The sequence below is a fragment of the Rhizobium sp. WSM4643 genome, assembly GCF_025152745.1.
Lineage (GTDB): Bacteria > Pseudomonadota > Alphaproteobacteria > Rhizobiales > Rhizobiaceae > Rhizobium > Rhizobium leguminosarum_I.
Genome location: NZ_CP104040.1, coordinates 2,272,530 through 2,286,303, shown reverse-complemented (window position 1 = coordinate 2,286,303; position 13,774 = coordinate 2,272,530). Strand labels below are relative to the sequence as shown.

Annotated in this window: 13 protein-coding genes; 8 read left to right on the top strand and 5 right to left on the bottom strand. The window is 61.2% G+C overall.

Going from position 1 to position 13,774, the window contains the following annotated elements; translation table 11 throughout:
* The first annotated feature begins 84 nt into the window (after positions 1-84).
* Together N1937_RS11560 and N1937_RS11555 are read left to right on the top strand one after the other, a co-directional pair.
* On the top strand, positions 85-321 hold the full coding sequence (locus tag N1937_RS11560; RefSeq protein WP_162117672.1) for a hypothetical protein: 237 nt from the start codon (positions 85-87) through the stop codon (positions 319-321).
* A gap of 74 nt (positions 322-395) precedes the next feature.
* Complete coding sequence (locus N1937_RS11555) at positions 396-2,309, top strand: L,D-transpeptidase family protein (protein WP_260058863.1); 1,914 nt, start codon at positions 396-398, stop codon at positions 2,307-2,309.
* A 301-nt stretch (positions 2,310-2,610) separates the two neighbouring features.
* Here N1937_RS11555 and N1937_RS11550 read toward each other — a convergent pair whose 3' ends face one another.
* Entirely contained in the window at positions 2,611-3,327 is a 717-nt protein-coding gene (locus N1937_RS11550) for an HAD family hydrolase (RefSeq protein WP_210254191.1), read from the bottom strand.
* A 285-nt stretch (positions 3,328-3,612) separates the two neighbouring features.
* On the opposite strand from N1937_RS11550, the gene rpiA reads away from it, so the two are divergent.
* The 3 genes from rpiA to N1937_RS11535 all read left to right on the top strand — a co-directional run bounded on the left by rpiA (position 3,613) and on the right by N1937_RS11535 (position 5,269).
* Complete coding sequence (gene rpiA, locus N1937_RS11545; RefSeq protein ID WP_260058860.1) at positions 3,613-4,311, top strand: ribose-5-phosphate isomerase RpiA; 699 nt, start codon at positions 3,613-3,615, stop codon at positions 4,309-4,311.
* Positions 4,312-4,326: 15 nt separating this feature from the next.
* The gene (locus N1937_RS11540; RefSeq protein WP_017964559.1) at positions 4,327-4,890 is read left to right on the top strand and encodes a DUF2059 domain-containing protein; all 564 of its coding nucleotides are present in this window, start codon (positions 4,327-4,329) and stop codon (positions 4,888-4,890) included.
* Positions 4,891-4,984: 94 nt separating this feature from the next.
* The gene (locus N1937_RS11535; protein WP_222385182.1) at positions 4,985-5,269 is read left to right on the top strand and encodes an acylphosphatase; all 285 of its coding nucleotides are present in this window, start codon (positions 4,985-4,987) and stop codon (positions 5,267-5,269) included.
* A gap of 170 nt (positions 5,270-5,439) precedes the next feature.
* Here N1937_RS11535 and N1937_RS11530 read toward each other — a convergent pair whose 3' ends face one another.
* Positions 5,440-5,652: a hypothetical protein gene (locus N1937_RS11530; RefSeq protein WP_260058858.1), complete on the bottom strand. Its 213-nt coding sequence runs from the start codon at positions 5,650-5,652 to the stop codon at positions 5,440-5,442.
* Positions 5,653-5,883: 231 nt separating this feature from the next.
* On the opposite strand from N1937_RS11530, the gene gor reads away from it, so the two are divergent.
* Complete coding sequence (gor, locus tag N1937_RS11525; protein ID WP_260058857.1) at positions 5,884-7,269, top strand: glutathione-disulfide reductase; 1,386 nt, start codon at positions 5,884-5,886, stop codon at positions 7,267-7,269.
* 179 nt (positions 7,270-7,448) lie between these two features.
* On the opposite strand, the gene N1937_RS11520 is transcribed toward gor, so the two are convergent.
* Entirely contained in the window at positions 7,449-8,732 is a 1,284-nt protein-coding gene (locus tag N1937_RS11520; protein WP_260058856.1) for a TadE/TadG family type IV pilus assembly protein, read from the bottom strand.
* A gap of 219 nt (positions 8,733-8,951) precedes the next feature.
* On the opposite strand from N1937_RS11520, the gene N1937_RS11515 reads away from it, so the two are divergent.
* Positions 8,952-10,325, top strand: coding sequence for a class II 3-deoxy-7-phosphoheptulonate synthase (locus N1937_RS11515; RefSeq protein WP_017964553.1), 1,374 nt, complete (start codon positions 8,952-8,954; stop codon positions 10,323-10,325).
* A gap of 241 nt (positions 10,326-10,566) precedes the next feature.
* Here N1937_RS11515 and N1937_RS11510 read toward each other — a convergent pair whose 3' ends face one another.
* A complete protein-coding gene (locus tag N1937_RS11510; protein ID WP_260058855.1) occupies positions 10,567-12,405 on the bottom strand; it encodes an ABC transporter ATP-binding protein in 1,839 nt (612 codons plus the stop codon).
* A gap of 297 nt (positions 12,406-12,702) precedes the next feature.
* Between N1937_RS11510 and N1937_RS11505 the strand changes: the two genes are divergently transcribed.
* Complete coding sequence (locus N1937_RS11505) at positions 12,703-13,101, top strand: GFA family protein (RefSeq protein WP_017964550.1); 399 nt, start codon at positions 12,703-12,705, stop codon at positions 13,099-13,101.
* On the opposite strand, the gene N1937_RS11500 is transcribed toward N1937_RS11505, so the two are convergent.
* Positions 13,098-13,628, bottom strand: coding sequence for a DUF1003 domain-containing protein (locus N1937_RS11500; RefSeq protein ID WP_222279334.1), 531 nt, complete (start codon positions 13,626-13,628; stop codon positions 13,098-13,100). The two genes, N1937_RS11505 and N1937_RS11500, sit on opposite strands and share 4 nt — an antisense overlap.
* Between the last annotated feature and the right edge of the window lie 146 nt (positions 13,629-13,774).

Genomic DNA, 13,774 nt, shown 5'->3' with positions numbered 1-13,774 from the left:
GCCTTCCCTTTGGCTGCTGTTTTCGGGCATTTCCGAAAGATGAGGTCTTATAGGTTGGAAAGCCCGATAAGAAAACTGCACGTCGTGCAAAATATTGAAAGCGGAAGTCATGTTTGCCCTGGCCTGGCGGCGTGCTTTTTCGGCCACTTTGGATATTTTATGCGCCGCGGCGTTTTCGCTGCACTGGTCTGCCGAGATAAATTCGGTAAAAAATTAACTAATAATTTCATAATTTTGTGTGAACTGCTGCGCGGCGCCGTGCAGGATCTCCGTCACATAGAATTGAGTCCGCCGGCGCTGGCGGCGCAGGCCGGTTTCTGATCAATGAGCCGGACGTTGCTTGAGTTTCGCGGGATTTGAGCTGAGAACAGCATGACACCGGGACTGGAATATATATGACCTTCGTTTTTAAAAGCGCGGTATCCGCGTTGACAATTTCCTGCGGCGTGGCTGTGATGAGCGCCGCTCCCGCGCATGCTTACACACTGATGGATATGCTGCGCGGCGACAGGCAGCGGACCCAGAGCACCATCTTCATGGACCAAATGCCGCCCGGCCGTGTAGGCCAGCGCGGCGGCATCGGCGGATCGCTCGGCGGGCTCGACCCTGAGGCGCCGCTGCCGAAGGTGAGCGGTCCGCGTTATTATACCTACAAAACCGAGACGCTGCAGTTCGTCGATACGGGCAAGTTCGCCGATCCCGTCGTCACCGGCACAGTCGCCGATGTTTCGGGCAGCGGCGATTCCAGCGCCGAACCCGCCGTACAGCGCCGTTTCCTGGCGCAGGCCAAGGTGCGCGCCAATGCCGACGTCGCAAAGGCGCTGGAAGCCTATTACGGCGACAGCCGCAATCCGCTCGTCTGGGTCGAGGGCAACCGGATCAACGACCGCGCCAAGTCGGCGATGTCAGTTCTTGCCGATGCGGCCGTCGTCGGCCTCGACCCAGAAGATTACGCCGTCCAGGCTCCTGCTATCGACCCGGCCAATCCCGATCCCGCCTTCCGCGACCGGGCGCTGACACAGTTCGAACTCGAACTCTCCGCCAAAGTGCTTGCCTTTGTGCAGGATACGGTGCGCGGGCGGATCGATCCGAACAAGATCTCCGGCTATCACGACTTCCAGCGCAAGGTGGTCAATCTGGCCCCGGTGCTGAAGCTTGCCCGCATGAGCCCCGATGTCGGTGCCTACATCGCCAGTCGCTCGCCTGATAGCCCGCAGTTCCTGGCGCTCAAGGCGGAGCTTGCAAAGCTTCGCGCCGCCGATGGCGGCAATGAGGAGCGAATCGTCGTTTCGCTCGACAATTTGCTGAGGCCTGGCGACAGCTCGCCCGAGATTGCCAATATCGTCAAGGCGATCGGCAAGCACGGCTCCGAAACGTTGAGGACCGATCATGCGGCAACGCTTGCTGCTTACGCAGGCAGCAGCGACTATTCGCCTGATATCGTTTCGCTGGTCGAGGACTTCCAGAAGGAGCGCGGGCTGAAGCCCGATGGCGTTATCGGCCAGGCGACCGTGCGCGCCATGACCGGCGGCGACACCAATGCCTCGAAGATCGACAAGCTCGTCGTCGCCATGGAGCAGGCGCGCTGGCTGCCGGAAGATCTTGGTTCCCGCTACGTCATGATCAACCAGCCCGCCTACATGGTCTACTACCACAATGACGGCAAGGAACAGCTGTCGATGCGCGTGGTGGTCGGCGGCAAGAACAACCAGACCTATTTCTTCGACGACGAGATCGAGACGGTGGAATTCAACCCTTTCTGGGGCGTGCCGCAGTCGATCATCATCAACGAGATGCTGCCGAAGCTGCGCTCGGATCCGAATTATCTCGACCAACTCGGTTATGAAGTCGAGGTGAACGGCCATGCCGTCGCCTCTTCAAGCGTCGACTGGTACGGCTCGACCGATAACGTCTCGGTGCGCCAGCCGCCGAGCAGCGACAATGCGCTCGGCGAACTCAAGATCCTGTTCCCGAACAGCCACGCGATCTACATGCACGACACGCCGTCGAAGAGCTTCTTCAAGCGCGACATGCGGGCGCTGAGCCACGGTTGCGTGCGCCTTGCCGATCCGCGTGCGATGGCGGCTGCCGTGCTCAGCACGACGGTCGACGATGTCGCCAAGCAGATCGCCAGCGGGCAGAACCATGCGGTGCGCGTGCCGCAGAAGATCCCGGTCTACGTCTCCTACTTCACGGCTTGGCCGAATAAGGACGGCGTGGTGGAATATTTCGACGACGTCTACGGCCGCGACGCTTATGTCGACAAGGCCTTTGACGCGACGACGAAGGCGCGTGGGGCGCAGATCTGAAATCAGCTCTGATGATTGATGCTGGCGGGCGGCCTTGGGGCCGCTCGTTTTGTTTTGGGGTATCGGCGTGTAAGAAATAAGAGGAGAGGACGTGCCGTGTGGCCCGCTCATCTGCCTGCCGGCATCTTCTCCCCGCCGGGGAGAAGCGAAATCTTAGCGGCGTCTCCCCCTTCCTGAAAGCGCCATTTGTGGAAACGAGCGAAAGCAGCTTGTTCTCCCTCTTCTCCCAGGGGGGAGAAGGTGGCCCAAAGGGTCAGATGAGGGGCCGCGATCGCAAAGACATATGGTTGATCGCCAAGCCTCAGACGGCAACCTTCTCGGCGTATTCCCGTAACAGCCTTTCCACCAGTTCCGATGTCAGCTCATCGAAATGGGTGATGATAACATCCGGATCGAGGCTCGAAACCGGCACGTCGGAATAACCGAACGGCACGGCAATCGAGGGCACGCCGGCATTCTTGGCCACGGCGATGTCGTTGATGCTGTCGCCAATCATCACCGTGCGCGCGATGTCGCCACCGGCGCGTTCGATGGTGCCAGTGAGGTGGCGGGCGTCGGGCTTGCGCACGGGGAAGGTGTCGCCGCCTGATATCGCGTCGAAATATTGGGTGAGGTCGAGCTTTTCGAGCAGGCCGAGCGCCAGGCTCTCCATCTTGTTGGTGCAGACGGCGAGGCGGTAACCCTTTGATTTCAGCCGGTCCATCGCGGCGACCAGGCCCGGATAGGGCTCGGTGCGGCCGGGCATGTTGCCGGCATAATGGGCGATGAAGCGCTCCATCAGTGCCGGCAGGGCGTCGCCTTCAAGCGGATGGCCGCGCAGCCGGCAGGCGCGCTCTATCATCACGCGCGCGCCCTGGCCGACGAGATGGGTGAGGTCGTCGTAGCTGACCGGTTCGAGATCAAGGGCCGAGATCGTATGGTTCAGGCTCTCGACCAGGTCCACATGGGTATCGAGGAGGGTGCCGTCGAGATCGAAGACGACAAGCGCTGGGGGAGCGGGGGCAGGGGTCAAGGGCATGTCTCTTTGAGCGATGGTCGGCTTGAGGAGCGATGGATCGTCCTGGGGAACGATGGATCGTCCTGGGGAACGATGGATCGTCCTGGGGAACGATGGATCGTCCCTGGGAACGATGGATCGTCCCTGAGGTAGGCGATCGCGCGGCGGAAAGCAACGTCCGGCGATGGCTGGGAAGGCCGCAGGCCTCTGTTTCGGCTTTTCATTTTCCGTGATGATTTTGACTTTCGTTTGCCAGGCGAGCCGTGTAAACAGCACATCCAACGCAATATCAGGAGCTGGCGGCGCATGGATGCCCGCGAAATGAAGATCAAGGCCGCCGAGGCCGCACTCGCCCATGTCGAAAGCGGGATGCGTCTCGGAATCGGCACCGGCAGCACGGCGGAAGAATTCGTTCGCCTGCTGGCGGAGAAGGTCGCGGGCGGCTTCAGGGTCGAAGGCGTCCCGACGTCCGAACGAACCGCGCGACTCTGCGTCGAACTCGGCGTGCCGCTGAAGTCGCTCGACGAGCTGCCGACGCTCGACCTGACGATCGATGGCGCCGACGAGGTCGATACGGGGCTCAGGCTGATCAAGGGCGGCGGCGGTGCGCTGCTGCGCGAAAAGATCGTCGCAGCCGCCTCCGAGCGGATGATCGTCATTGCCGACGAGAGCAAGTTTGTGGAAATGCTCGGCGCCTTCGCGCTGCCGATCGAGGTCAATCCGTTCGGGCTCGTCTCGACGCGCATCGCGATCGAAAAGGTCGCGGCCCGGCTCGGTCTCTCGGGTGAACTTAATCTGCGCCAGTCGGGTGACGGAGAGTTTACCACGGATGGCGGCCATCACATCATCGATGCATCTTTTGGCCGCATTCCTGATGCAGAGGCGCTTTCGAGCGAGCTGAATTCCATACCCGGCGTCGTCGAACACGGGCTCTTTATCAATATGGCGGCACTTGCGATCATTGCCGGTCCTGCGGGTGTGCGTACACTGCAGGCAAACAGATAACAGGAGCATATACTCATGATGAACATTGCAGGTCTTGGCCGTCTCGCCGCTGCGACCGTCGTTCTTTCCGGGCTTGCCTTCGGCTCCGCCGTTAAGGCGCAGGAAGTCTCCGAGGAGCAGTTGAAGGCGTCTCGCGCGGCGATCGACGCCATTGGCGCCACTGCCCAATTCGACAATATCCTGCCCGGTCTCGCCGAGCGCCTGAAGGCCGGCCTGATCCAGGATTCGCCGAATTACCAGGACATCATTTCGTCGACGGTCGACGCGCAGGCGCTTGCGTTGGCGCCGCGCCGCGGCGATCTGGAGAAGGAGGCGGCACTCACCTACGCCAAGACCTTCACCGTCGATGAGCTGAAGGCGATCGCTGACTTCTATAATTCCGACGTCGGCAAGAAGCTGCTGCGCGACGGTCCGGTCGCTTCGCGCGAGACGGCGAAGGCTGCCGACATCTGGGCGCAGGGCATTTCCCGCGACCTGGAAAAGCAGAGCAACGCCGAGCTTTCCAAGGTCATCAAGGCGCCGCCGCCGGCAACCGACAGCCCCGCCGCTCCGGCTCCCGCACCGGCTGCCCAGCAGTAAGGCTTGCCCATCAAATTTGCGAAAGCCCGGCATTGTCCGGGCTTTTTTGCTATGATGCGGCAAATGCTGCCGGCGAGGTTTCAGGTGATTGCAGATGTCCGATCATGACAAGGCTGTCCGAGTGCGGATATCCGGCAAGGTCCAGGGTGTCGGTTTTCGCTATTGGACACGCGATGAGGCGGTACGGCTCGGTTTGACCGGCTGGGTTCGCAATGAAGAGGACGGGGCGGTCGTCGCTGTGATCGCAGGACCCGACAGCGCCATCTCGACGATGATCGAGCGTTTCAGGCGCGGGCCTTCGGGGGCGTCGGTTTCGGGCGTCGAGACGGAAGCAGCCCAGCTTGAAAAGATCCCGACGGATTTCCGCATTACCCGCTGACAGCAACAATCGCTAGAGCATGATGCCGAAAGGTGTGTGCGGTTTTCGGACGACATCATGCTCTACTTCTTTGATGTAGATCAGGATTCAGATTTCAGGCCGATCGGGCCTAAAATCATCCCGATCTAGGCATATGCAATTGGCATCGGATGTGCGCCGGAACTCAGTCCCTAGGCGTTCGGGTTCTTTGCAAGTTGCCACACACCCTCCTCATCCGGCTCCACGCGCTTGTTGCCGCGGTAGAAGATCGGCAGTCTCGTCTTCTTGTCGATCGAGAAACGGCTTGGCGTGTATTTTTCGTCCTCATGGCCCTGAATGGCAAGGCCAAGCGCTTCCTTGAATTTGCCAGCCTTGCACAGGTTGGTGAAGAGAGTTTGATCCATTCTTTGCTCCGGCATTCTTTTCCATCCCATGGATTGCCTGCCAGCCTCGGCTGACCGGGTCAACCATAAACAGACGGTGACTGGGTCAACCGCAGACGGTGACTGGGGCAGCCGTTTTACAATGAAGATTCAGCGGTGGGAACGGGATGACGCACGAGCGGGCTTTTGTTTTCGTGATGATCGCCCCTATATCAGGGACATCCTTCCTACGATTCCCTTCCGGAGCTCCTCATGTCTTCCTACGACTACGACCTCTTCGTCATCGGCGGCGGCTCCGGAGGCGTGCGCGGCGCGCGTGTCGCCGCCTCGCTCGGCAAGAAGGTGGCGATTGCCGAAGAATACCGCTACGGCGGCACCTGCGTGATCCGCGGCTGCGTGCCGAAGAAGCTCTTCGTCTATGCCTCGCAGTTCCACGAGCATTTCGAGGATGCAGCGGGCTTCGGCTGGACGGTTGGCCAAAGCAGCTTCGACTGGAAGAAGCTGGTGGCGGCCAAGGATGTTGAAATCGCCCGTCTGGAAGGCCTCTACAAGAAAGGTCTCGCCGGCGCCAATGCCGAAATCCTGGAAACGCGCGCAGAGCTCGTGGATGCCCATACGGTCCGGCTGCTGAAGACTGGACAGACGGTGACGGCCAAGACGATCGTGATCGCCACCGGCGGACGGCCTAACCCGCATGCAGCCCTTCCCGGTCACGAACTCTGCATCTCCTCCAACGAGGCCTTTCATCTCGAAGAGCTGCCGAAATCGATCGTCATCGCCGGCGGCGGCTATATTGCCGTCGAATTCGCCAATATTTTCCATGGCCTCGGCGTCGAGACGACGCTGATCTATCGCGGCGCCGAGATCCTGTCGCGCTTCGACGAGGATCTGAGACGCGGGCTGCACGAGGCTATGGTCGCCAAGGGCATCCGCATCCTCTGCCACGACACGCTGCAGAAGGTTTCGAAGGGTGAGAACGGGCTCATTCTGGAGACGCTGAACAACGGCACGCTGCAGGCCGGCGTCGTCATGCTGGCGCTCGGGCGCGATCCGAACACCGAAGGCCTCGGCCTCGAGGCGGCCGGCGTCGCCGTCAACGAACGCGGCGCCGTTATTGTCGATGAATATTCCCGCACCAATGTCGAAAACATCTATGCGCTCGGCGACGTCACCAACCGGGTACAGTTGACGCCAGTGGCGATCCACGAGGCGATGTGCTTCATCGAGACCGAATACAAGAACAATCCGACCCGGCCGGACTACGAGCTGATCCCGACCGCCGTCTTCTCGCAGCCGGAGATCGGCACTGTCGGCCTCTCGGAAGAGGATGCGGGCAAACGTTACGGCGAGCTCGAGGTTTACCGCGCCCAGTTCCGGCCGCTGAAGGCAACGCTTTCCGGCCGGGCCGAGCGGATGATTATGAAGCTGATCGTCGATGCGGCGAGCCGCAAGGTGGTGGGCGCCCATATCCTCGGCCACGACGCCGGCGAGATGGCGCAGTTGCTCGGCATCACGCTGAAGGCCGGCTGCACTAAAGACGATTTCGACCGTACCATGGCGCTGCATCCGACCGCCGCCGAAGAGCTTGTCACCATGTATGCGCCGAGCTATCGGATCCGCGACGGCAAGCGGCTTTGACCCACGGCGGGCTTTAGCTCTTTGTTTTATGCATGTCGTTGACCCGAAACGGCAGCACACTTCCGGCGACATGCATTAGGTGCGCCGTGCGCCCTTTCGGACGCACAAAGGACGCTCTAACTTTCTGGATCTACGCATCGTGCTTTCCGAAAATCGATTTCGATTTTCGGGCCGATGCGCTAGCTGGTGATGCGCGGCGCTCGGATGACCTTCAGGAAAAGTGCCTTCATCGCATCGGCAATACCTTGGGTCGGCGTCACCTCGAAGTAGAGGCCGGGCGAAGCGCATGCCTGCATCTTCGTCGGAATCTCGCTCTGGAAGGGGCTGATCCATTTGTTGTACCAATCGTTGCTCGGCAACGGCAGGTAGGTGGTGTAGAGCACGGCGATCTTGACACCGCGATCCTTCAACGGCTTGCAGAAGGAGGTGTCGATCGGTTCCTGACAGCGGCCGCCGGTCGTCTTCTTGGTGCATGTCGACGGCTTGTAACTGTCGCCGACGCCATCGGAAACGAAGAACAAGATCTTTTCGGGGCTGATATTCGACGTGCCGTCACCGGCCGGATCGATGATGGTATTCATCTGGGTCAGGGCGCTATCGAAGCTCGTGAGTTGGTCCTGGTTGTAGTTCTGGTAGGGAATGGTCATCAGATCGACGGCGTCGGTGTAGTTCTTCACCTTCGTCAGGTCGGATGTGGGGCTGGAGATCGTCGTCAGCTTGGCGTCTTCGGCCTTGGTGCCGAAAGTATAGACGCCCATGCGGAACTGGTCGCTGCTGACGCGTTCGGTCTTGGCCGTATCGGTCAACGCCTGAGTTGCCTGGCGCACGACGTCGATGCGCATGGCGACGCCGAGGCTCTTGGCGATAGTGTAGTTGTTGGTGCTCTGGTCTATCTGATGGCAGGCGAAGGCGCAGCCTGTTTTGGCCTGCAGTTTGGAAACATCGGTCGCGGTTGCGCCGACGCCCATGGAAGGCGTGTTGTCGAGCAGGATGTAGAAATCCATGAAGGCGGCGGTTTGATATTCGGCCGTCGCAACGCCCGAGATCGTAATCGAGTCCCGGCCGAGGATGCGCATGAAGGTGGTGGGCACCGTCGCGCTGAAGGAAACCTGCGAGTTCAGCTTGTTGGCAGTCTTGATGACGTCGATGCCGAGATCGACATGAACGTCGGTCAGCTCGCCGGACATTTGAGACATGAAAATGCTACGGGCGTCGTCTTTGCCGAGCGAGATCGTGCCGTTGCCGCTCATGGTCATGGCGGCTGCGACCGCGCCGGATTTCTCGGCGATCGAACCGACGGCGGCGGCATCGGCGGCGGTATAAAGCTGTGTCCTCAGGCTGAGCGCATGGGCGAAATCCACGGCCATGCCAGCCGCGCCGAAGAGCGGCACCACCAGCAGCGCCGTCATGATGCCAAAATTGCCCGAGCGGTCCGATATGAACCCGGGCGGAAGGATCGCCATGCCATGTCCCCGATGTTGAAACTCTTTGCGGTTCTACATTGAAAGTCTAAAATATGGGGAAATCGACATGGTATATGCGGGTTTAACCAGACAGCGGCGAGCGGCGGCGGTGAGGCGACAACTGTCGGCGATTGGTCTTTGCAAGCCGGATCTAAAGGTCTATAAGCCGCCGCATATTGAGGGCATCCTGAGGTATGGATGTGAGAACAGGTGAGTGAGATGGCAGACAATTGGACCCCGAGCAGCTGGCGGCAAAAACCGATCCTGCAGGTTCCCGACTATCCCGACGCGGCCGCCTTGGCGGCAACGGAAGCCACGCTCGCCAGCTACCCGCCACTTGTCTTTGCAGGTGAAGCGCGCCGCCTGAAGAAGCATCTCGCCAATGTCGCCGAAGGCAACGGCTTCCTGCTGCAGGGCGGCGACTGTGCCGAGAGCTTCGCCGAGCACGGTGCCGACAATATTCGCGATTTCTTCCGGGCTTTCCTGCAGATGGCGGTCGTGCTGACCTTCGGCGCGCAACTGCCGGTCGTCAAGGTCGGCCGCATCGCCGGCCAGTTCGCCAAGCCGCGTTCGTCGAATGTCGAGAAGCAGGGCGACGTCACGCTGCCGGCCTATCGCGGTGACATCATCAACGGCATCGAATTCACCGAGGAGTCGCGCATTCCGAACCCGGAGCGCCAGGCCATGGCTTATCGCCAGTCGGCGGCGACGCTGAACTTGCTGCGCGCCTTTGCGATGGGCGGTTACGCCAACCTCGAAAACGTGCACCAGTGGATGCTCGGCTTCGTCAAGGACAGCCCGCAGGGCGAGCGCTACCGCAAGCTTGCCGACCGCATCAGCGAAACCATGGATTTCATGAAGGCGATCGGCATCACCTCGGAAAACCATCCGGCTCTGCGCGAGACCGATTTCTTCACCAGCCACGAGGCGCTGCTGCTCGGCTACGAAGAAGCGCTGACCCGTGTCGATTCCACCTCGGGCGACTGGTATGCGACGTCCGGCCACATGATCTGGATCGGCGACCGCACGCGCCAGGCGGACCATGCGCATGTCGAATATTGCCGCGGCATCAAGAACCCGATTGGCCTGAAATGCGGCCCGTCGCTGCAGGCCGACGACCTGCTGCAACTGATCGACATCCTGAATCCTGCCAACGAGGCCGGGCGCCTGACGCTGATCTGCCGCTTCGGCCATGAGAAGGTCGCCGACAGCCTGCCGAAGCTCATTCGCGCCGTCGAGCGCGAGGGCCGCAAGGTTGTCTGGTCCTGCGATCCGATGCACGGCAACACGATCACTCTCAACAACTACAAGACCCGTCCCTTCGAGCGGATCCTGTCGGAAGTCGAAAGCTTCTTCCAGATCCACCGCGCCGAAGGCTCGCATCCGGGCGGCATCCATATCGAGATGACCGGCAAGGACGTGACCGAGTGCACCGGCGGCGCCCGCGCGGTCTCCGCAGAAGACCTGCAGGACCGCTACCACACCCATTGCGATCCGCGCCTCAACGCCGACCAGGCGCTGGAGCTTGCCTTCCTGCTTGCCGAGCGCATGAAGGGCGGGCGCGACGAAAAGCGCATGGTCGCCAACGGCTGAGATCAGTCTGAAATGAATGACAAAAAACCCGGCGCGATGCCGGGTTTTTTGTTGATCGCTGCCCCTCTAGCCCTCTCCCCGTAAACGGGGCGAGGGGACGTGCCAAACGCAGCGTCGAGTTTGGGGGAAGCGGGTGCGGCATGTCCCTTCGCCCCGTTTACGGGGGTCCGAAGGACGGGTCGAGACCCGTGGCTCGACCCTGGTCGGTGCCGGCAGGCGGATGAGGGGCTGACACAGACGCTCATATACTCGCCTGGACGCTGTGCAGGTTGGCGTAGACGCCGTCTTGCGCCATCAGCTCGTCATGGGTGCCCTGTTCGACGATGCCATCAGCCGTCAGGACCAGGATGCGGTCGGCGTGGCGGACGGTCGACAGGCGGTGAGCGATGACCAGGGTGGTTCGCCCGCTTGCCAGGCTGAGCAGTGCCTGCTGCACCGCCCGTTCGCTTTCGTTGTCGAGCGCGCTGGTCGCTTCGTCGAAGATCAGAATCTGGGGATTCTTGAGGAAGGCACGGGCAATGGTGAGGCGCTGTCGCTGACCGCCCGAGAGCTTGACGCCTCGCTGGCCGATATCGGTGTCATAGCCCTGAGGCAGGGCGATGATGAAGTCGTGCGCATTGGCCGCGCGCGCGGCCGCTTCCAGTTCGGCATCGATGGCCTCCGGCCGGCCGTAGCGCAGGTTTTCCGCCACCGTGCCGGCAAAGAGGTAGACATCCTGCTGCACCACGCCGACATGGCGGCGGAGCGAAGTCAGCGTCACGTCGCGGATATCGGTGCCATCGATACGGATCGCGCCAGCCTCGACATCGTAGAAGCGCGATATCAGCGAGCAAAGCGTGCTCTTGCCGACCCCCGAGGGGCCGACTAGGGCGACGAACTCCCCGGGGGCGATGGTGAGCGATAGCTGCTCGAGCACCCGCGGGCCATCGCCCTCGTAGCCGAAGGCGACGTCGGAAAAACGGATCTCGCCCGTTGGCGCCGGCATCGGACGGGCGGCCGGCCGGTCCGTGATATCGGGGGCGATCTCCAGGATCTCCATGGCCCTGATGAAACCGGTGTAGCCCTCCTGCCAGAGGCGCACGAAATTGGCGAGCCGCTGCACCGGATCGACCAGCACGGCGACACAGAGCAGAAAGGTCAGCATATCGGAGACGGTCAGTTCCGCCGTCAGGATGCGCAGGCCACCGATGACGATAACGATTATGGTGATGAGCTGGGCGAAGGTTTCGGTGCCGACCGAAAACCAGGCCTCGCTGCGATAGCCCTCGGCGCGGCTTTGCAGGAAGCGCCGGTTCTGCTCGGCGAAACGTTCCTTCTCCAGCGCCTCGTTGGCAAAGGACTGGACGACGCGAATTCCCGAAAGAGCATCCTCGACGCGCTCGTTGACGGCGGCGACCTGCCGTTTGCTGGCTTCGAGCGCGCGGTTCATCCGCCGGTTGAAATAGAGCGCATAGGCCACCGCCACCGGGGTGAGCAACAGGATCAGGGCCGCCAATGGCGGATCGATGAAGAACAGCACCAGCATGGCGCCACCATATTTGAGCACGGCAATGGAAAGATCCTCGGGGCCGTGGTGAAAGAGCTCGCCCAGCCACAGGCTGTCATTGGTGATGCGGCTCATCAACTGGCCGGTGCGCTGCTGGTCGTAGAAGCTGAACGAGAGCTTCTGGCAGTGCTCGAAGAGTTCCTGCCGCACCGTGGCCTCGATGCGGGCGCCCATCACGTGGCCGCGATAGTCGACGAAGAAGATGGCAACGATCTGGACCGCCAGAACGGCCAACATGATGCCGCCCATCGCAAGGATTTGTGCGAAGGCCTGCGGTGCATCGGGCAGAGCGAGAAGACGGCTCGTGACGATGTTGGCGCAGAGCGGCAAGGCAACCGCCGTGCCAGCGACGAGGATGGCACAAAGCAGATCCGCCAGCAGCAAAGGCAGATGCGGGCGATAGTAGGAGAGGAATTTGCGCATGCGCGACCAGCGCCGCCTGCGGTCTGCGGCATTCGCGTCGTCGCGGAAGAGTTTCGGGAAGCGATTATGAGGTCGCGAGCTTTTCCTCGCGCGAGAGAACGAAATGTTCATGAAGCTGAATGTCCTTGTGGGGGATGTTTCCTTTCTGTTCGGACAAGATCGCTCTCATGTCAGTCTCCCGAGGGTCGGATGAATTGCTCCATAAGTATCGCCGACAATGGTGGTCGATTCAATGCTGTGATGCGAAGAGCCCTGCGGGTGTTGTCGACAAGCAACAGGGGTAATCGCTCCGGCCAAATATGCACACGGTCGACGACCCTCAAGATTTTTGATGATTTCGTTGAACGGAATGGATTTGACGCCGCGGGCGATCGGCGGCAACATCCCGTCATAAACGGGAGGGCGACCATGACCGAACGGCATACAGGCGGCTGCCTTTGCGGCGCCGTGCGATTTTCGACGACGACGAAGCCAGGACCTGTCGTCGGTTGTCACTGCTCGCAATGCCGCCGGCAGACGGGGTTTTACTACGCTGCGGTCAACGTGGCCCGCGCGGCTCTTTCGGTTGATGGCACTGAGGCGGTCCGCTGGTACCGGTCGAGCGAAGAGGCGCAGCGCGGCTTCTGCTCCAATTGCGGCTCCGCGCTGTTCTGGCAGGCGGACGGATCGGCGGAAGTTTCGGTCATGGCAGGCGCCTTCGACACGCCGAGCGGCCTGGCCTTCGGCCATCATATCTACTGTGCCGACAAGGGCGATTTCTACGAGATAACAGATGGCCTGCCGCAATATGCGGTGAATCCGGTTTAGCCCTTGGCAGCGAATTCGGCGCTGAGCCGGGCAACGTCCTCGCGCAGCGCCGTCAGTTCGGTCAGCACGCGCATGTCGATCTTCTGGTGCAGAGAGAGCACTTCGAGCTCGGCCTTGAGATTGACCTCGTAATCCTTGGCGGCCTCGAAGCGGTCGCGTTCGGCTTGGCGGTTCTGCGACATCATGATGATCGGCGCCTGGATGGCGGCGAGCATCGACAGGATCAGGTTCAGGAAGACGAAGGGATAAGGGTCGAAGGCGCCGCTCACCAGAATGATGGTGTTGATCACCGTCCAGGCGGTGAGGAAGACGAAGAAGGCGATGATGAAGGACCAGGAGCCGCCGATGCGGGCGATGCTGTCGGCGATACGCTCGCCGAAGGAGGCTTCGGCTGAGAAGGCGGCGTTGACGTCGGTCGAGATGACCTTGCGTTGGTGAGCTTTCGCCAGCACGCGCTTTTCGACGTCGCCGAGTTCGTCGGCCGGTTTGTCGAAATGATGGTGCACGAATTCCGAGAGATTAGACATGGCCTGTTTCCGATACCCGTTATCGATGCGGTCGCTTCCGGCGCAAGTATTCCGCTCCGGAGGTAAATTGCAATGCGCATCAATGCCGTGTGGCGCCATGCGCAATCCGTTCATAAAAATTTCGTCGTCGCGGGGCGCCGCTTTTG

Excerpts from the sequence above, each read along its gene's own strand:
- N1937_RS11555 (WP_260058863.1), top strand. The coding sequence starts at position 396 with ATGACCTTCGTTTTTAAAAGCGCGGTATCCGCGTTGACAATTTCCTGC.
- N1937_RS11550 (WP_210254191.1), bottom strand. The coding sequence starts at position 3,327 with ATGCCCTTGACCCCTGCCCCCGCTCCCCCAGCGCTTGTCGTCTTCGAT.
- rpiA (WP_260058860.1), top strand. The coding sequence starts at position 3,613 with ATGGATGCCCGCGAAATGAAGATCAAGGCCGCCGAGGCCGCACTCGCC.
- N1937_RS11540 (WP_017964559.1), top strand. The coding sequence starts at position 4,327 with ATGATGAACATTGCAGGTCTTGGCCGTCTCGCCGCTGCGACCGTCGTT.
- N1937_RS11535 (WP_222385182.1), top strand. The coding sequence starts at position 4,985 with ATGTCCGATCATGACAAGGCTGTCCGAGTGCGGATATCCGGCAAGGTC.
- N1937_RS11530 (WP_260058858.1), bottom strand. The coding sequence starts at position 5,652 with ATGGATCAAACTCTCTTCACCAACCTGTGCAAGGCTGGCAAATTCAAG.
- gor (WP_260058857.1), top strand. The coding sequence starts at position 5,884 with ATGTCTTCCTACGACTACGACCTCTTCGTCATCGGCGGCGGCTCCGGA.
- N1937_RS11520 (WP_260058856.1), bottom strand. The coding sequence starts at position 8,732 with ATGGCGATCCTTCCGCCCGGGTTCATATCGGACCGCTCGGGCAATTTT.
- N1937_RS11515 (WP_017964553.1), top strand. The coding sequence starts at position 8,952 with ATGGCAGACAATTGGACCCCGAGCAGCTGGCGGCAAAAACCGATCCTG.
- N1937_RS11510 (WP_260058855.1), bottom strand. The coding sequence starts at position 12,405 with ATGAACATTTCGTTCTCTCGCGCGAGGAAAAGCTCGCGACCTCATAAT.
- N1937_RS11505 (WP_017964550.1), top strand. The coding sequence starts at position 12,703 with ATGACCGAACGGCATACAGGCGGCTGCCTTTGCGGCGCCGTGCGATTT.
- N1937_RS11500 (WP_222279334.1), bottom strand. The coding sequence starts at position 13,628 with ATGTCTAATCTCTCGGAATTCGTGCACCATCATTTCGACAAACCGGCC.